Genomic DNA, 16563 nt, shown 5'->3' with positions numbered 1-16563 from the left:
CATAATTTCTAATTTTTCACGATTACAAAATATATATAATATTTTATTTATATTATTCATTTCGCTCCCTGGTGGTTTAATTTATCTACTTACCGGTTCGACGCTTTCTTTTTGGCTTCGAGAATCCGGTTTTGATAAAATTACCATCGGTCTTTTTAGTCTGGTTAACTTCATTCACATATTTAAATTTCTATGGGGACCGCTACTTGAAAAAATAAGCTTTATACCCTCAAATAGTCGTGGATATAAATATTGTTTAATCTTTTCACTGCTTAGCTGTATTTGTTGCGTATATATTTTAACTGGCTTTAATCCCACTACTAATTTTATATCCTTCTCTTTGTGCTTGATAATTCTGGCATTTTTTTCCTCTATTTATGACATGCTTTTGCAATCTTCCCAAATGCTACTTATTAATAATAAAAATTGGGGAATAAGCGAAGCAGCTTGCACTAGTGGGTTCAGAATCGGCATACTCATATCAGGGTCTGGTGCATTATATTTATCGACTATCATATCTTGGCAAGAAGTTTATCGCACTATGGCGATTTTATGTGTGCCATCATTATTGCTAATTATTTTCTATCCGCTAAAATTTAAAGAAAAAATAGCCGTTAATGATTTTGATAGATTTTGGCACGCTTTTTATGATTTTATCAAAAAACCTAAATGGCTAATAATTGTTGGCTTTATGCTTCTATATCGCTTACAGGATAACTTTCTTGCGGTTATGCCAAATATGTTTTATCTTGATATCGGCTATACGAAAAAAGATTTAGCTCTTGGATATAAGGCTTTTGGTATGTGTGCTACTATAGCTGGAGGATTTATAGGCGGTTTTCTATGCCGGAAATATGAATATACTTATATTTTTAAAAGAGTGTTAGTTTATCATGCTTTATCTAGTATAACTTTTTTACTGCTCTATTCTTATAGTCAAACTATTACAACTCTTTATATAGCAGTGTTTCTTCAGGAATTTACCAAAGGGCTAACTATGTCGCCGTTTTTTTCTTACCAATTAAGATGTTGTAGCTCTAAATATTGCATAACACAGATCGCCTTGATCACTTCTATTGCTTATATTAGTACTGTATTGTTTGGTAGTATTTCTGGTTACGCCGCTACTTATTTAGGCTGGGGATACTTTTTTGCTATTGCAAGCTTTTGTTTTATACCGGCATATATTCTAATCAGATATTTACCTAGAGTATAACTTTGATACTTCAAGATTTGGTAAGCCAAATTTCGAGATTTATATGTAGCCACGTATTATATATACTGTTTGCACAGGCGGCATTGGTGCGTGGATTACAAAATGTCCTATATGTCATTCCTGCGAAAGCAGGAATCCAGTATAAAGCGAGATAACCTACGCTTTTAATTTTAAAAATTTGCTATATTTATGCTTTTTTTCCTAGCTTCCTGCTTTTGCAGGAATGACATCAGAATCACGCAACAATGCCTGCACAGGTTCACCGCTTATTGACTTACCAACTTTTGAAGTATCTTCAGTATATAGATTTTTTTATCAATATGTGCTTTTGTGGCTTTTTGAAATAATGTAATCAGGGCTGGATCATCAATTTCTTGATGTTTTTCAAAATTATCTTCAATATCTTGTTCGTAAGAATCTAATTTAATGTTCATATATTTAATACTTAAAATTTATTGCTCACATATTATATTGTAAAAATAGCCCTAGTAAGTTATAATAACAAACAAATTTATTAAAGTAATTGTCACTATGTTTATTCAAACTGAAGATACCCCAAATCCTGATGCGATAAAGTTTTTCCCTGGACAGGAAATAAGTACTCAGCCTATATTTTTTAGTGAGCGTGCTGAGGTAAAAGGAAAAAGCAAGCTCGCAGAATCGCTATTTAATATTAATAATGTTAAATCAATATTTTTCGGTAGTGATTTCATAACTGTTACTAAAAAAACTGAAAGCGATTGGCAAGTGATAAAGCCAGAAGTTTTAATGGTTGTTATGGATCATTTCGTTGCGGGCTTTCCAGTATTTGAAGTAAGTAGCAAAGTAGATGATGTAAACCTTGAAGGGTTTTCAGACATAGAGAAGCAAATTATCGAGATTATTGAGACAAGAGTGCGTCCCTCTGTTGCACAAGATGGGGGTGATATAATTTATAAAGGTTTTGAAAATGGTGTAGTAAAGCTAGCATTACGTGGTGCATGTCTTGGCTGCCCTAGCTCTACTATTACCTTAAAAAACGGTATTGAATCGATGCTGAAACATTTCGTACCGGAGGTTATAGAAGTCGAGGCTGTTGAAGAGGAGTAAATTTCTTTTCTTTGAAGAATCGTATAAATACGATTCTTCAAAGAAGCTTTAAAATAATGAATATTCAAGGTGGAAAGCGGTTCCCACGTTGAATATAAATTTAGTTTTATCTATTCTTCTTTTGCGTCATTAATTGTATCATCTTGATTCCAAATAACATACTGTAACTTAACATCTTTTGGAGCATAAACTACGATAGGTAATTTGCTGTTATACCTTATAAATGCTTTATCACCCAAATATACATTTACAGGCTGCATAGTTGCTTTTACACCCGGGCATCCCATTAATGTAGTAATAGGATGGTCACCAACTTGATCAATTACGTAATAATTATATCCCCATCCATCTAAAGTTTTTTCCTCTAGCTTACCGCCAAACCTCATATTATTACAATCTTTCATTGCCTCTTTTGTAGCTTGTAATTTTACTTTTAAATTTTCCTCATTAGGCTTATTAGGTAAATAAATTACATAACGTTTTTGATTACTGAGGGGCTCAGGGTAGGGTGCAATATCTTTTAACGATTTATTATCGGCTAATAAAATTATTATTTTTTATTATTTTTTGGATGCCGTGGTCAAGCAACTAGATGACACCGAGGACGTTTTTCGATCCACGCAGGCAATGCTGTCACGGAGTGATACCTAGAACGTTTTTCGATTCATGTAAGTAATGAAATGATATTTTAATCCCTTTTCTTTCTTAAAAAAGCTGGTATATCGTGAATGTCAGATTCTTTAGTCTCTTCATCGGGCATACCAACTACAACATTTTTTCGTTCTGGGATTTGATTATTATTTTGTGTACGTAGTGACCCCCACATCCTTACAAAGAAAGATGATTTAGGAGTTTCTCCAGCATCATTAGTAAGACTTACTCTTGGTTCCATATCATCGTTGGTTGAATTAGGGGCTTGGTCTAGAGAGTCAGCAATTTCTGCTTCGTCGTTACTATAGCTGTTAAAATTAGGAATTTCTTCAATATGAACAGGTTGATCTCCTTGAGTAGATTGAGCTCTAAGTTTTGTATCCTCATCTTCTTCGATGGATAAATCGGTAGCACTAGAGTTAACAGGTTTGTAAAGTGGTATTTTATCTGCATCAATACCTGTTGCAACAACTGAAACTCTAATAATCCCTTTTAGCTCAGGATTAAATGTTGAACCAAAAATAATATTAGCATCTTTATTATTTACTTCTTCTCTAATTCTATTAGCAGCGTTATCGACTTCAAATAAAGTCATATCTGGTCCGCCTGTAATATTAATTAATACGCCTCTAGCACCACACATTGAGCTATGGTCAAGTAATGGATTAGAGATTGCAGATTCTGCTGCTTTAGTAGCTCTATCCTCACCGCTAGCCTCGCCTGTACCCATCATAGCTTTGCCCATTTCGCTCATAACAGCTTTGATATCAGCAAAGTCAAGATTGATAAGCCCTGGCATAATCATTAAATCCGTGACGCCTCTAACGCCTGCATGCAATACATCATCTGCCATTTTAAAAGCATCGGCAAAAGTAGTTTGCTCGTTAGCAATACGAAATAAGTTTTGATTTGGTATCACGATTAAAGTATCAACAAATTGTTGTAAATCTATAATTCCTTTATCGGCAGTTTTCATACGATGCCCACCCTCAAAATGAAAAGGCTTAGTTACTACTCCAACTGTTAGAATTCCAAGTTCCTTAGCAATTCGTGCAATAACTGGTGCAGAGCCAGTACCAGTACCGCCGCCCATGCCTGCCGTAATAAACACCATGTTACTATTTTCTAGATAATTGCGAATTTCATTTTCTGACTCTTGGGCAGCTGCTGCTCCAACTTCAGGGGCAGCTCCTGCACCAAGACCTCTAGTTGTGGAGACGCCAAGCTGTATTTTGTTTTCACAGCGAGAATATTCTAATGATTGTGCATCAGTATTAGCTACTACAAAATTAGCTCCTTGCAGATTAGCACCAATCATATTATTTACTGCATTACTACCTGCACCCCCGACGCCAAAAACTGTGATATGCGGTTTTAATATTATATTTTCTGGTGCTTTTATATTTATTAAAGCCATGATAATCGTTTATTTATATTATTATGATTTAAGTATAATAGAAGATTTAGAAATTTCCATAATCTTTTAAGAAAATTTATGAATGCTACCAGTCAAGGTTAGTTTTTGCAGCAAGTTCTATCGCTTGTTCTATAGTAAAATCTTGACCTAAAGGAAAAACAGCATAAGGATTTTCTATATTTCCGTTAAATCCTAGTTCTCCTAAAACTAAAGCTGATGCATCACAAGAAAAATCACTAGCCTCGCCTTTTACGCTATTCGTAGCATCGTTAAGAGCAGGATTTGTAGGCCATTGATACCATATTGTAGTATGTGGGTATATAATTCTTTAACACCTGAAACGCCATATTTTTCAATTTGCTTAGCTATTTTCAAGGCATTTTCGTCTTGTGCTTCAATTTTGGGTTTAAGTGTTTCGAGAGTATTGCTTGCTCTTTCAAGGGGACGCTTGTGATATTCATTAAATGTATCAACTATTTTATTATGCAAATCACATATTGCTTCATAATCTTTCTTGACCTTATCATTTTCATCAAAACGCTTAATATTTATATCAATCCATCTATTAGGTCCGGTAACTATTATTTCATTCTTAAAATTTAATGTGATATTTTTTGTGTTATAAGCTATATCTGCTAGTTTAGCAGAGATTTTTGGTAAATCCAGAAAGTTATATACACCATGGTACAATGTAACATGGCATTTATTATGCTTATGCTCAAGACCTTGCGGTACTAGTTGTTTAGCAAGTTTTGTATTTATATCTGTAAATTGTTGTGCTACTTCAGAGCTTGGTAAGATAGCTATCGCATATTCAACATAAGGATCTGTCATAAATTAATTCCATATATATAGTAAACTGATTTGAACGCATGTAGCATGTTGTTCGTTGTCTCGCCTATTATTATAGGCTCTACCCTAACGCCTATCACGATACATTATGTCTTTAATGTAATAGGTTTTATTTAGATTAGCAACTTTTGTTTGAAATGTTTAATAGTGGAACATCATTATGATGTTATTGTGTGGATCGAAAGTCGTCATCAAATTAGTGTTGTTGTATGGCTTGAAAAATACCACTATGTCATTCCCGCCTATGCGGGAAGGCATTGTTGCGTGGATCGAAAAGCACGTACGGTGTCATCAACTATGTTTTAAATTAAAAAGAAGAGATTTTAATTTAGCATTAGCGATGACAATAATTTTACGCATTAAAGCGGTAAGAGCGACCATTTTCTTTTTACCATTGTTAATGAGTCGCTCATAAAAGAGTCTTAAACCAGAAGTCTTGCTATTACGGGCTGACATAGCAGCAAGGAATAGTATAGGCTTGACTCCTGCTCTACCATGTCCTACCTTTCTATATCCTTGATATTTACCACTATCATTAGCTTTTGGAGCAAGCCCTGCAAGAGAAGCAATCTGCCGTCTTGTTAACTTCCCTAACTCCGGTAATAATATTAATAACTCAAAAGCAACTATATTACCAATGCCATTTATCTCTTTCAATATCTCATGCTTTGCTTTTAACAGCTGATCTGATGATATAATCACTTCTACCTGATTAGTAATCTCTGTAATTTGATTACTTAAAACATCTATCATATTTATACAGCTATTTTTAACAAACTTATCTGTATTTGCTTGTTGTAATCTATTCTTTTCGGCAACTAACATTTGCTTTAAATCATTCCGTCTTTGTACTAACCGAAATAATTGTATATTTTGTTTTGATTCAGGCTTAAATACTTCAAGCTTATCTGCTCGCTCCTTACCATATAATCCTAATGCTTTAGCATCTAACTTATCTGTTTTTGCACTATTACCATATGATCTGATAAAATTCTTTACCTTTCTTGCATCTGCTCTATGTACTACATAACCTCTTTCACATAAGCTATACAATAACTCTAGTTCATATCCGCCTGTTGTTTCAACTACAGTTAGAGAGTTTGCTAAAATATCCTTATTATCATTAATAAATTCAAATATACCGGAACTTGTATTCTCATATTCTTTTGTATCTTTTATGCCCTCTATTCCTACTACAAAATTATATTTTTCCTATATCAATTCCTATATGTTTGTGATATTTTATCATATGTACCTCGAGATTTTATATTGTTTAGGATTGTAATCGGGCGTGCTTATCGCATCCCTTCCAACTATTCAAACTTCTCGAGAGTCGGGCTATAGTACCTGATGACTCCGGTCGTATAAAACCTATGCCGTGACGGTCGCTTATGCCCGCTTAATACCCTATATCATTATATAGGGTATTAACACTCTCTTATAAATGTTTATATTACATTTATAACTTATATTATATCACTTTCTTTTCTTACAATACCGTGGCTTGGGAACTAGATCCAGAAAATAATAAAAAATACTAATTTTATTAGTATTTTTAACTGGCTCTAGTTCATAAATCACGGGATGACAGGGCTGTAATGCCGACTCTCGATCCATAAAAAGATAACCATTATTGTAGTATGTTCTGAGTTTTTTTATTCATCTTCTACTTTCATCTCTAAGTTCTTTTATAGTATATGGTGCTAGTGTTTTATCTTTATTAAATTCCATTATTTGTTCAACTATATCTTCTGTTTTTATTTTTGGTTTTTGAGTTATTGGTGAAAGTACAGCAAACGGTGTATTATGCTTACAAATAGTAATTTGTTCTCCATCTTGTACACGTTGTATTAGATTAGAAAAATGTGTTTTTGCTTCTAACAAATTAATTTGATTAGATAAATTTTGCTTCATATAAGTAATATAATAAATAAACTAATATTATATTAGCCTATTTATTATATTTTGTATAGTACAATTAGTAGTTTAAATTAAATTTTTTATAAAAACCTAGGATTGTCTAACCATTTTTTCAGGTACTACTATTTTGTTAAATTCTTCTTCCGATAAAAGATTAAGTTTTTTTGCAGCTTCTTTTAAAGTGATTCCGTGTTTATGAGCTTCTTTAGCAATTTTGGCGGCATTATCATAGCCAATATGCGGATTAAGAGCGGTGACAAGCATTAAAGATTTATCACGTAAATCGTTAATATGGGTTATATTAGGTTCTATCCCGTCCACACAATGAGTGACAAAGCTATTTGCGGCATCCGATAGTAGCTCGATAGATTGCAAAATATTATATATTATTACTGGTTTAAAGACGTTAAGTTCAAGATGTCCGTTTGAGCCGGCAATAGTAACTGTAACATGATTTCCCATAACTTGAGTGCAAACCATTGTTAAAGCTTCGACTTGTGTAGGGTTTACCTTACCTGGCATAATTGAAGAGCCAGGCTCATTTTCTGGTAAGTGCAGCTCACCAAGACCGCATCTTGGACCTGACCCGAGCAATCTTATATCGTTTGCTATTTTCATCAGACTTACGGCTATAGTATTAAGAGTGCCTGAAAATTCTACAAGTGCATCATGAGCGGCTAAGCTTTCAAATTTATTAGGTGCTGTTTTAAAAGGTTGTTTTGTAAATTCTGCTACCTCTTCAGCAAATTTTATATCAAATCCTTTACGTGAATTGATGCCTGTTCCAACTGCTGTTCCTCCTTGGGCAAGTAAATAAACTTTTTTTAATGCGTCTTCTATTCTTTCTAAAGCATATTCTATTTGTGTAATATATCCGGAAAATTCTTGCTTGAGTGTTAGAGGAGTTGCGTCTTGTAAATGGGTGCGTCCGATTTTTATAATGCTGTCCCAATCTTTTGATTTATTTTGTAAAGCTGTGAGTAAATTATTTAAAGCCGGTATTAGCTTTTCTCTAGTTGCAAGCACAGTTGCTATATGCATAGCCGTTGGGAATGAATCATTTGATGACTGTCCTTTATTGACATGATCATTAGGATGTACAGGGGATTTACCGCCTTTCATGCCGGTTAATTCCTCATTTGCAATAGAGGCGATTACCTCATTCATATTCATATTTGTTTGCGTTCCAGAGCCTGTTTGCCAAACTACTAAAGGAAAATTATCGCTAAATTCAGCATTTAAAATTCTGCTTGTAGCTTTATCTATACTTTCAGCTATTTTAGGTTCTAGATCACCAAATTCGAGGTTAACTTTTGCAGCACATTTTTTTAATATAGCAAGGGAGCGGATTAGAATTTCTGGCATTCTTTGTTTGCCTATTTTGAAATTTTCTAATGATCTTTGTGTTTGTGCTCCCCAATAAAATTTGTCTTCTATTTGAATTTCCCCAAAAGAGTCGCTTTCTGTTCTATAGTTTGTCATAAATCGTTAAATGTTATATAATTATTTATTTTATTCATAAAATGATCACTGATAGCATTTAAGTCTAATTGCTCGGATAATTTAGCAAAACTATAGTATAATTTGTCTTTAATGGAAGCTTTTTTAGATTTTTGGCAATAAATCCGATTGTGTTTTCTATCATGATATCATGATTAAAACTATAAAATTTTTGCCAATTCTCGTCACGTGCTTGTTCGGGTGATTGAGGGTAATCTGTATGTAACGGTTTAGCAATTACTGCTTTGCCTTGATATACTTCAAATAGTGTATCACTAATTAATTTTTCATGTTTTAAATTATTAATTACTTTATCGAGAAAATTACTTAGAACAATATTTGTAATTTCTCTTTCTTTATATTCATCTAAGAATATATTAAGTTGCTTTTCAAAGCTCTTAATAATTTGTTTGTTTTGTAATATATTTTGTGACATAACGCTACCGATTAGAACTAAATTAATAATAGTAACGTGATAGAATAAATCTTATCTAATACTGAAAAAATAAAGAACAATGATAACGCAAATAGTAGTTTACGTTATCATTTTAATAAACATATATTTAAGTAGACTAAATATTTATATGGAAGTAAATAAAAAACAATATTTGATTTGTTAAAAATATTTCAACTTTGTTAATGATCCCATAGTGAGTGAAAAATTATAGAAGCGGCATTTGATACGTTAAGGCTTTCTACTTTATCAGAAATAGGAATTTTTGCTAAATAATCGCAATTTTCTTGAACTAATCTTCGCATGCCTTTATCTTCTGAGCCGAATATTAAAGCTATTTTATCTGAGATTAATTTATCAGTAAAATAATCATTGGCTTCCCCAGTTAGTCCTATAACCCAAAAACCATGTTTTTTTAGGTAATTTATACAAGAGTTTAGATTGGTTACTTTAATAATTTTTATTAATTCTAAAGTTCCGCAAGCTGCTTTAGCTATAGTGCCATTTTCATTCGGTGAATTATCTAGTGGTAAGATTATAGCATCTATATTAAAAGCTGCTGCACTTCGAATAATTGCCCCAATATTTTGCGGATCAGTTATTTGATCAAGAATTGCAATCTTACATTTTGGATTTTTTATGTTGATATCTTCTATATTATGGGAAAAAATTGGCTTAACTTTAGCAGCTATTCCTTGATGTGTTTGGTTTTCTAACAATTTAGATAAAACATCATTATTAACAATTTTATAAGGCTTGGAACTTATTAATTTTTTATTTGCATCAAAGATCATTTGAGTGCATAAAATATCCTCAATTTGACGTTTTGGATTATTAAGGGCTGAAAATACAGGATGTTTTCCATAAATATAGTAGTAATTTTTAGAATCCAACTTTTTATTTTGCATGTTATTGAAAACCTTTGGTAATTTGTTCTTGACAGAAACTACTATTTATTATAGAAAGTTACAACTAAATAAATGTGCAAGCTGCTATTTGTTTATTTGATGATTCGGCGAGAAGTTTTATTAAGTCCTAATACTAATTTATATTGTCTTTTAAAGTGAATTAGTCTATTTAATACTAAAGTTCTTTAGGAGGGGTGGCCGAGTGGTCAATGGCAGCAGACTGTAAATCTGCCCGCGTAAGCGTTCGAAGGTTCGAATCCTTCTCCCTCCACCACTTGAATGGTTCAGGGAAGCATATCATTTTTTAAACTTATCATTTTATATTATAAATTATATTTAAAAATAAAATATAATCGTGTATAATTGTAAGTCTGAATAAAATTGGTGTTAGTTGCGGGTGTAGCTCAATGGTAGAGTTCCAGCCTTCCAAGCTGGCTGTGTGGGTTCGATTCCCATCACCCGCTCCATTAAATATAGTGGTGACAAATAAATTTAGCAAAAAACGCACTTTAAATTAACTTGTATTAAACTTAAAAAATTGTAAGAGAGTAAAAATATGGCAAAAGCAAAGTTTGAAAGAACCAAACCGCATGTTAACATCGGTACTATCGGTCACGTGGATCATGGGAAAACTTCTTTGACAGCAGCAATAACAATGGTGCTTGGAAAAGATAATAAAGATATCAAAGTTAAAAAATATGATGAAATTGATGCCGCTCCTGAGGAAAAGGAAAGAGGTATAACAATATCAACTGCTCACGTAGAATATGAGACTAAGAGTAGGCACTATGCACACGTAGACTGTCCAGGACATGCTGACTATGTAAAGAACATGATCACAGGTGCTGCTCAAATGGACGGTGCAATATTAGTTGTTTCTGCTGCTGATGGTCCAATGCCACAAACTAGAGAACATATATTATTAGCAAAGCAAGTTGGCGTGCCTAAAATGGTGGTGTTCTTAAACAAAGTTGATATGGTTGATGATCCTGATCTACTAGAATTAGTGGAAATGGAAGTAAGAGAATTACTATCAAAATATGATTTCCCTGGTGATGAGATACCAATAATTAGAGGTTCTGCTCTTCAAGCTTTAGAAGGAAAGCCTGAAGGTGAAAAAGCTATCCATGAATTAATGGATGCAGTAGATAGTTATATACCACAACCTATTAGAGAAACTGAAAAGCCTTTCTTAATGCCTATCGAAGATGTGTTCTCTATTTCAGGAAGAGGAACAGTTGTAACAGGCAGAATTGAAGCTGGTAAAGTTAAAGTGGGTGAAGCTGTTGAAATAGTTGGAATAAAAGCAACTCAAACTTCTACATGTACCGGTGTTGAAATGTTTAGAAAGCTTCTTGATAGTGGTGAGGCTGGGGATAACGTTGGTATATTATTACGCGGTATAGATAGAGAAGCTGTACAAAGAGGACAAGTTCTTGCTAAGCCTGGTAGTATAACACCTCACGATGAATTTGAAGCTGAAGTATACGTGCTTAGCAAAGATGAAGGTGGTCGTCATACTCCATTTACCAATAACTATCGTCCACAATTCTATTTTAGAACAACAGACGTTACAGGTACAATAGAATTACCGGCTGATAAACAGATGGTTATGCCTGGTGATAATGCTACTTTCAAAGTTAAGCTAATTTCTCCTATTGCTATGCAGCAAGGCTTAAAGTTCTCAATTCGTGAGGGTGGTAGAACAGTAGGTGCTGGTGTAGTTTCTAAAGTAATTAATTAGTCCACTTTATAAATACCTATTATTTTTTAATAATAGGTATTTATGTTTTAAGATGTAAAAAACATCTTGCTGTTTATAATTAAGGTTTGTTAAATGAAAAATAAAATTAAAATTCGTTTAAAGTCATTTGATCATCGTAGTCTTGATCAGGCTACTAAAGAGATAGTTAGTGCTGTTAAAAGGACATTTGCTAATATTAGTGGTCCTATTCCTTTACCTAGAAAAATTCAAAGATTTACCGTAAATAGATCTCCCCATGTCCATATAAAATCAAGGGAGCAATACGAAATTAGAACACAAAAAAGATTATTGGTTATAGATGATCCAAATCCAGTAGTTGTTGACGCTTTAAGTAAAGTTGATTTAGCAGCAGGTGTTGATGTAGTGATTGAATTAGAGAGTGGGGAGTAATGAGAACCGGAATAATTGCTCAAAAAGTTGGGATGACTAGTGTTTTTAATAATAATGGGAAGAGAGTTCCATTAACACTAGTGAAAGTTGATGATTGCCAAGTAGTAGGACATAAAATTGCTGAAAAACATGGTTATAATGCTTTAGTTATAGGGATAAAAGATAAAAAAATATCTAGAGTAACTAAGCCTATGAAACAAGTTTTTGCTAATGCTAAAGTGTCTCCTAAAACTAAATTAAAAGAATTTAGAATCTCTGAAGATAACTTTATTGATATAGCAGCAAGTTTAGAAGTAGATCATTTTACAGCAGGACAATTTATAGATGTAACAGCTACTACTATAGGTAAAGGATTTGCTGGTAGTATGAAGAGACATAATTTTAGAGGACTTGAAGCTTCTCACGGTGTTTCAATATCACATCGTTCACATGGTTCTACTGGTCAAAGACAAGATCCAGGAAAAGTCTTTAAAGGTAAAAAAATGGCTGGACATATGGGGTGTAGTCAAGTTACTATCCAAAATTTAAAAATATTTGCAATCGATAAAGAGCAAGGGCTTATTATGATTCAGGGAAGTATACCGGGACATAAAGGTTCATATATTTCAATAAAAGATGCAATAAAAAAGATTTCAATAACTGCATAAAAAATAATTATTTATATAAAAGATTTTATATAAGACTGTATAGGTTGAATAGAAATGAAAACTAAAATATTAAATCTTGCTAATGAAGAAATCGGTGAGATTAGTTTAAACGAAGATATATTTGCTGTAGAGTTTATTAGGGATGATATAATAAAGCAAGTTGTTGATTGGCAGCGAGCTAAAGCAATGGCTGGTACACATAAAACTAAAACTGTATCAGAAGTCTCAGGTACTACCAAAAAACCTTTTAAGCAAAAAGGTACAGGGAATGCAAGACAAGGTTCTTTAAGATCTGTACAGATGCGTGGTGGTGGTGTAATTCATGGTCCTGTAGTACGTAGCCATGCAACTAAATTACCTAAAAAAGTACGAAAACTTGGTTTAATCCATGCTTTATCCGAAAAATTTTCTGAAGGAAAATTACTAGTCATAGATTCTTTAAAATTAGAAACGCCTAAAACCTCTAATCTTGTTAATATATTAAATAAGTTTCAAGGTAAAAGCTTCTTTGTAATAGATGGCAATGAAGTGGATGTTAATTTTTCTTTAGCAGCACAAAATATTTATAATACAGTAGTTGTCCCGCAAATAGGTGCAAATGTCTATGACATAATAAGACACGAATATGTATTGTTATCACAAGAAGCAGTGAATGTTTTAGAAGAGAGGTTAAAATGAGTTCTTATAAATATTACGATTTAATTAGAAGACCTGTTATTACAGAAAAAACTACGCTTCTTTCAGAACAAAATAAATACACTTTTTATGTAGATAAACTTGCTGAGAAGCTTGCCGTTAAAAAAGCCATAGAAGAAATATTTAAAGTAAAAGTAAAAAAAGTAAATATCTTAAATGTCAAAGGTAAGAAAAAGAGGTTTAAGGGAGTTATCGGACGTCAAGTTGATAGAAAAAAAGCTGTGGTAACATTAGAAAAAGATCATAATATTGATTTTGCCGGAGGAATTAAATAAATGGCTTTAAAAAGTTTTAATCCAATTACCCCTTCTTTGAGAGAGTTAGTTCAAGTTGATAGAACTAGTTTATGGAAAGGTAGACCTTTTAAGGCTCTAACTAAAGGGATATCTAAAACAGGTGGAAGAAATAATCAGGGTAGAATCACTTCTTGGCAAAGAGGTGGAGGTCATAAAAGACTATATCGTGTTATTGACTTTAAGAGAAATAAATTAGATATTTCTGCTATAGTTGAAAGAATAGAATATGACCCTAATAGAACTGCTTTTATCGCTTTAATTAAATATGAAGATGGTGAGCATGCTTATATTTTAGCTCCACAAAAATTAGTGGTAGGAGATAAGATAATATCAAGCAAAGATGCAGATATAAAAATTGGCAACTGTTTACCTTTAAGATATATCCCTATAGGTACTACTTTACATAATGTTGAAATGAAAGTTGGTAAAGGTGGTCAAATTGCAAGATCAGCCGGTACGTCGGTAGATTTAGTAGGTAAAGATTCAGGATATGCACAAATTAAATTAAAGTCTGGTGAATTTAGATTAGTACCTTTAGATTGTATGGCTACGATAGGTACAGTATCTAATCCTGATCAAAAAAATATTAACTTAGGTAAAGCTGGTAGAAATAGATGGCTTGGTTGGAGACCTCATGTAAGAGGTGTGGCAATGAACCCTGTAGATCACCCGCATGGTGGTGGTGAGGGTAAAACCTCTGGTGGGCGTCATCCAGTTACTCCTTGGGGATTCCCGACGAAAGGTAAAAAGACGCGTAAAAATAAGCGTACTTCTAAGTTTATTATAAAGAAAAGAAAATAAATTTTTAAATTAATTAGGTATTAATTATGGCACGTTCGGTGTGGAAAGGGCCTTTCGTAGATGGTTATTTAATAAAAAAAGTTCAAAAATTAATGGAATCTGGTAAGTCAGAAATGATTAAAACTTGGTCTAGAAGATCAACCATTTTGCCTATTTTTGTTGGTTTTACGTTTTCTGTTCACAATGGAAATAAATTTATTCCAGTTTCTGTAAATGAAGAAATGGTTGGTAGAAAACTAGGGGAATTCTCTCCTACTAGAACATTTCATGGGCATGGAGCAGATAAAAAAGTTAAAAGAAAATAAAATCATATGGTACAGGAAAATAAAAATTTTGCCACGGCAAAAGCTAAATCAATTAGAGTTAGTCCAAGGAAATTAAACTTAGTTGCAGCTTTTATTAGAAACATGAAAGTTTCTGAAGCATTAGTGCAATTAACTTTTTCGCCAAAAAGAATTTCAAAAGTTGTAAAAGCTTGTCTGCAATCTGCTGTAGCAAATGCTGAAAATAATCTAGGTTTAGATATAGATAGATTAGTTATAACTAACGCAACAGTAGGCAAGGCTTTAGTAATGAAAAGAGTTATGCCAAGAGCAAAAGGAAGAGCTACTAGAATAAATAAGTTTTTTAGTAATCTTTATATAACTGTTACAGAAAAAGAGGATAATTAAGATGGGGCAGAAAGTTTGTGCACATGGTTTTAGGGTTGGACCGACTTTAATTAAAGGTTGGGATTCTGTATTTTATGCAGAAAAGCAGTATAAAACTCTTTTTATACAAGATTTAAAGATTAGAGAATTAGTTAATAAAAGTTTTACTCAAGCTCAAGTTAGCAGAATTTTAATTGAACGTCCTTCTAACAAAAGTATTATTATCAATATTAATGCAAAAAAACCGAATATAATTATCGGTAAAAACGGTAGTGAAATTGATAAGCTAAAAAAAGCCATTGAAAAAATGACTTCTTTAAGTGAAGTTTATATAAATATTCATGAAGTTAGAAAGTTTAATATAGATGCAGCTATAGTAGCTCAGACAATAGCATCGCAGCTTGAAAAAAGAGTATCCTTTAGAAAAGCAATGAAGACAGCAATTCAAGCTTCATTTAAACAAGGTGGACAAGGTATAAGAGTTAGTTGCTCAGGACGTCTTGGTGGAGCTGAGATTGCTAGAACAGAATGGTATATAGAAGGGAGAATGCCATTGCATACTTTAAGAGCAGATATTGATTATTCGACTGCAGAAGCTATAACTACTTATGGGGTTATAGGAGTTAAAGTTTGGATTTACAAAGGCGAGTATACCGAAAATAAAAGATATAATTAATTTTTAAGTATTAAAATGTTAGCTCCAAAAAAACAAAAATTTAGAAAAGCTCATAAAGGTAGAGTTGTTTCAAAATCAAAAGCAGGTACAACACTTGCCTTTGGATCATTTGGTTTAAAATCTATAGATGGTTGGCGTGTTACTGCTAGACAAATAGAAGCAGGAAGAAAAGCGGCTACTAGATGTATGAAACGTCAAGGAAGATTATGGATACGAATCTTTCCTGATCTTCCGGTTTCTAAGAAGCCTGCTGAAGTAAGAATGGGTAAAGGTAAAGGAAATCCTGAATTTTTTGCAGTAAGGGTATCACCTGGAAGAATTATGTTTGAAATTGAAGGGGTTGAGGAAGATGTTGCAGTTAAAGCTTTAGAGCTTGCAAGTGCAAAATTACCTGTTAGAACAAGGATAGTGAGGCATTATGAATGATTTAAAATCATTAAAGAGTGAATTGACAAGTAAAACAGTTGAAGAGCTTTTTAAGCATCTTAATCTTTTAAAAAAAGAACTATTTAATTTAAGATTTCAGCAAACTCTGGGCGAATTAAAAAATACTAGTAGGTTTTCATTAGTTAAAAAGTCTATAGCACGTATTAAAACTGAATTAACAAAAAGATCTAGTAGTGGAGAGTAATTAA

Annotated in this window: 20 protein-coding genes, 2 tRNA genes and 3 pseudogenes; 15 read left to right on the top strand and 10 right to left on the bottom strand. The window is 32.8% G+C overall.

The window, feature by feature from the left end:
* Nucleotide 1 precedes the first annotated feature (1 nt).
* On the top strand, nucleotides 2-1216 hold the full coding sequence (locus tag RBE_RS05585) for an MFS transporter (protein WP_187145762.1): 1215 nt from the start codon (nucleotides 2-4) through the stop codon (nucleotides 1214-1216).
* Nucleotides 1217-1482: 266 nt separating this feature from the next.
* Here the strand turns inward: RBE_RS05585 and RBE_RS08930 are convergent, their stop codons facing one another.
* The gene (locus tag RBE_RS08930) at nucleotides 1483-1650 is read right to left on the bottom strand and encodes a hypothetical protein (RefSeq protein WP_011477733.1); all 168 of its coding nucleotides are present in this window, start codon (nucleotides 1648-1650) and stop codon (nucleotides 1483-1485) included.
* Between the two features lie 97 nt (nucleotides 1651-1747).
* Between RBE_RS08930 and RBE_RS05580 the strand changes: the two genes are divergently transcribed.
* Nucleotides 1748-2305: a NifU family protein gene (locus RBE_RS05580; protein ID WP_011477732.1), complete on the top strand. Its 558-nt coding sequence runs from the start codon at nucleotides 1748-1750 to the stop codon at nucleotides 2303-2305.
* A 110-nt stretch (nucleotides 2306-2415) separates the two neighbouring features.
* Here RBE_RS05580 and eco read toward each other — a convergent pair whose 3' ends face one another.
* The 9 genes and pseudogenes from eco to rlmB form a co-directional block, all read right to left on the bottom strand.
* Nucleotides 2416-2820: a serine protease inhibitor ecotin gene (gene eco / locus RBE_RS05575; protein WP_231278392.1), complete on the bottom strand. Its 405-nt coding sequence runs from the start codon at nucleotides 2818-2820 to the stop codon at nucleotides 2416-2418.
* 173 nt (nucleotides 2821-2993) lie between these two features.
* A pseudogene (locus RBE_RS09710) lies at nucleotides 2994-3137 on the bottom strand (cell division protein FtsZ); the annotation flags it as partial.
* A 239-nt stretch (nucleotides 3138-3376) separates the two neighbouring features.
* A pseudogene (ftsZ, locus tag RBE_RS05570) lies at nucleotides 3377-4373 on the bottom strand (cell division protein FtsZ); the annotation flags it as partial.
* A gap of 249 nt (nucleotides 4374-4622) precedes the next feature.
* On the bottom strand, nucleotides 4623-5207 hold the full coding sequence (locus RBE_RS05565) for a hypothetical protein (RefSeq protein ID WP_011477729.1): 585 nt from the start codon (nucleotides 5205-5207) through the stop codon (nucleotides 4623-4625).
* Nucleotides 5208-5516: 309 nt separating this feature from the next.
* On the bottom strand, nucleotides 5517-6335 hold the full coding sequence (locus RBE_RS05560) for an IS110 family transposase (RefSeq protein WP_266105183.1): 819 nt from the start codon (nucleotides 6333-6335) through the stop codon (nucleotides 5517-5519).
* 549 nt (nucleotides 6336-6884) lie between these two features.
* Complete coding sequence (locus RBE_RS05555) at nucleotides 6885-7139, bottom strand: type II toxin-antitoxin system Phd/YefM family antitoxin (protein WP_011477727.1); 255 nt, start codon at nucleotides 7137-7139, stop codon at nucleotides 6885-6887.
* Nucleotides 7140-7235: 96 nt separating this feature from the next.
* Nucleotides 7236-8627, bottom strand: a complete 1392-nt coding sequence (gene fumC, locus RBE_RS05550; RefSeq protein WP_011477726.1) for a class II fumarate hydratase — start codon at nucleotides 8625-8627, stop codon at nucleotides 7236-7238.
* A pseudogene (locus RBE_RS05545) lies at nucleotides 8624-9081 on the bottom strand (hypothetical protein). Before RBE_RS05545 ends, fumC begins: the two are co-directional and overlap by 4 nt.
* A 200-nt stretch (nucleotides 9082-9281) precedes the next feature.
* Entirely contained in the window at nucleotides 9282-10007 is a 726-nt protein-coding gene (rlmB, locus tag RBE_RS05540) for a 23S rRNA (guanosine(2251)-2'-O)-methyltransferase RlmB (protein ID WP_011477724.1), read from the bottom strand.
* 188 nt (nucleotides 10008-10195) lie between these two features.
* Between rlmB and RBE_RS05535 the strand changes: the two genes are divergently transcribed.
* The 13 genes from RBE_RS05535 to rpmC all read left to right on the top strand — a co-directional run bounded on the left by RBE_RS05535 (nucleotide 10196) and on the right by rpmC (nucleotide 16559).
* A tRNA-Tyr gene (locus RBE_RS05535) sits at nucleotides 10196-10281 on the top strand.
* A 119-nt stretch (nucleotides 10282-10400) separates the two neighbouring features.
* Nucleotides 10401-10474 (top strand) — tRNA-Gly (locus RBE_RS05530).
* Nucleotides 10475-10563: 89 nt separating this feature from the next.
* The gene (gene tuf / locus RBE_RS05525) at nucleotides 10564-11751 is read left to right on the top strand and encodes an elongation factor Tu (RefSeq protein WP_011477723.1); all 1188 of its coding nucleotides are present in this window, start codon (nucleotides 10564-10566) and stop codon (nucleotides 11749-11751) included.
* Between the two features lie 93 nt (nucleotides 11752-11844).
* Nucleotides 11845-12162: a 30S ribosomal protein S10 gene (rpsJ, locus tag RBE_RS05520; RefSeq protein ID WP_011477722.1), complete on the top strand. Its 318-nt coding sequence runs from the start codon at nucleotides 11845-11847 to the stop codon at nucleotides 12160-12162.
* The gene (gene rplC, locus RBE_RS05515; protein ID WP_011477721.1) at nucleotides 12162-12809 is read left to right on the top strand and encodes a 50S ribosomal protein L3; all 648 of its coding nucleotides are present in this window, start codon (nucleotides 12162-12164) and stop codon (nucleotides 12807-12809) included. The genes rpsJ and rplC overlap by 1 nt, the downstream gene beginning before the upstream one ends.
* A 54-nt stretch (nucleotides 12810-12863) precedes the next feature.
* Nucleotides 12864-13487, top strand: coding sequence for a 50S ribosomal protein L4 (rplD, locus tag RBE_RS05510; protein ID WP_011477720.1), 624 nt, complete (start codon nucleotides 12864-12866; stop codon nucleotides 13485-13487).
* Nucleotides 13484-13780 carry a 50S ribosomal protein L23 gene (gene rplW / locus RBE_RS05505; protein ID WP_011477719.1) on the top strand — a complete coding sequence of 99 codons (297 nt, stop codon included), beginning with the start codon at nucleotides 13484-13486 and terminating at the stop codon, nucleotides 13778-13780. The genes rplD and rplW overlap by 4 nt, the downstream gene beginning before the upstream one ends.
* On the top strand, nucleotides 13781-14602 hold the full coding sequence (gene rplB / locus RBE_RS05500) for a 50S ribosomal protein L2 (RefSeq protein ID WP_011477718.1): 822 nt from the start codon (nucleotides 13781-13783) through the stop codon (nucleotides 14600-14602).
* Between the two features lie 26 nt (nucleotides 14603-14628).
* Entirely contained in the window at nucleotides 14629-14907 is a 279-nt protein-coding gene (gene rpsS, locus RBE_RS05495) for a 30S ribosomal protein S19 (RefSeq protein WP_011477717.1), read from the top strand.
* A 6-nt stretch (nucleotides 14908-14913) separates the two neighbouring features.
* On the top strand, nucleotides 14914-15273 hold the full coding sequence (gene rplV, locus RBE_RS05490) for a 50S ribosomal protein L22 (protein ID WP_011477716.1): 360 nt from the start codon (nucleotides 14914-14916) through the stop codon (nucleotides 15271-15273).
* Between the two features lies 1 nt (nucleotide 15274).
* A complete protein-coding gene (gene rpsC, locus RBE_RS05485) occupies nucleotides 15275-15928 on the top strand; it encodes a 30S ribosomal protein S3 (RefSeq protein WP_011477715.1) in 654 nt (217 codons plus the stop codon).
* 15 nt (nucleotides 15929-15943) lie between these two features.
* Nucleotides 15944-16354 (top strand): 50S ribosomal protein L16, encoded by a 411-nt coding sequence (rplP, locus tag RBE_RS05480; RefSeq protein ID WP_011477714.1) that lies wholly within the window; start codon nucleotides 15944-15946, stop codon nucleotides 16352-16354.
* A complete protein-coding gene (rpmC, locus tag RBE_RS05475) occupies nucleotides 16347-16559 on the top strand; it encodes a 50S ribosomal protein L29 (protein ID WP_011477713.1) in 213 nt (70 codons plus the stop codon). The genes rplP and rpmC overlap by 8 nt, the downstream gene beginning before the upstream one ends.
* The last annotated feature ends 4 nt before the right edge of the window (nucleotides 16560-16563 follow it).

Origin of the sequence: Rickettsia bellii RML369-C (genome assembly GCF_000012385.1) — a bacterium.
Taxonomy (GTDB): Bacteria; Pseudomonadota; Alphaproteobacteria; order Rickettsiales; family Rickettsiaceae; genus Rickettsia; species Rickettsia bellii.
Note: the sequence above shows the minus strand (reverse complement) of the source record. Positions and strands in the feature narration are given on the sequence as shown.

What these genes read in the sequence shown, in the direction of transcription:
- rplD (WP_011477720.1), top strand. Translation starts at nt 12,864, where the DNA reads ATGAAAACTAAAATATTAAATCTTGCTAATGAAGAAATCGGTGAGATT.
- rpsJ (WP_011477722.1), top strand. Translation starts at nt 11,845, where the DNA reads ATGAAAAATAAAATTAAAATTCGTTTAAAGTCATTTGATCATCGTAGT.
- fumC (WP_011477726.1), bottom strand. Translation starts at nt 8,627, where the DNA reads ATGACAAACTATAGAACAGAAAGCGACTCTTTTGGGGAAATTCAAATA.
- rlmB (WP_011477724.1), bottom strand. Translation starts at nt 10,007, where the DNA reads ATGCAAAATAAAAAGTTGGATTCTAAAAATTACTACTATATTTATGGA.
- rplC (WP_011477721.1), top strand. Translation starts at nt 12,162, where the DNA reads ATGAGAACCGGAATAATTGCTCAAAAAGTTGGGATGACTAGTGTTTTT.
- rpmC (WP_011477713.1), top strand. Translation starts at nt 16,347, where the DNA reads ATGAATGATTTAAAATCATTAAAGAGTGAATTGACAAGTAAAACAGTT.
- rpsS (WP_011477717.1), top strand. Translation starts at nt 14,629, where the DNA reads ATGGCACGTTCGGTGTGGAAAGGGCCTTTCGTAGATGGTTATTTAATA.
- rplP (WP_011477714.1), top strand. Translation starts at nt 15,944, where the DNA reads ATGTTAGCTCCAAAAAAACAAAAATTTAGAAAAGCTCATAAAGGTAGA.
- rplV (WP_011477716.1), top strand. Translation starts at nt 14,914, where the DNA reads ATGGTACAGGAAAATAAAAATTTTGCCACGGCAAAAGCTAAATCAATT.
- tuf (WP_011477723.1), top strand. Translation starts at nt 10,564, where the DNA reads ATGGCAAAAGCAAAGTTTGAAAGAACCAAACCGCATGTTAACATCGGT.
- RBE_RS05555 (WP_011477727.1), bottom strand. Translation starts at nt 7,139, where the DNA reads ATGAAGCAAAATTTATCTAATCAAATTAATTTGTTAGAAGCAAAAACA.
- RBE_RS05580 (WP_011477732.1), top strand. Translation starts at nt 1,748, where the DNA reads ATGTTTATTCAAACTGAAGATACCCCAAATCCTGATGCGATAAAGTTT.
- RBE_RS08930 (WP_011477733.1), bottom strand. Translation starts at nt 1,650, where the DNA reads ATGAACATTAAATTAGATTCTTACGAACAAGATATTGAAGATAATTTT.
- rplW (WP_011477719.1), top strand. Translation starts at nt 13,484, where the DNA reads ATGAGTTCTTATAAATATTACGATTTAATTAGAAGACCTGTTATTACA.
- rpsC (WP_011477715.1), top strand. Translation starts at nt 15,275, where the DNA reads ATGGGGCAGAAAGTTTGTGCACATGGTTTTAGGGTTGGACCGACTTTA.
- rplB (WP_011477718.1), top strand. Translation starts at nt 13,781, where the DNA reads ATGGCTTTAAAAAGTTTTAATCCAATTACCCCTTCTTTGAGAGAGTTA.
- RBE_RS05565 (WP_011477729.1), bottom strand. Translation starts at nt 5,207, where the DNA reads ATGACAGATCCTTATGTTGAATATGCGATAGCTATCTTACCAAGCTCT.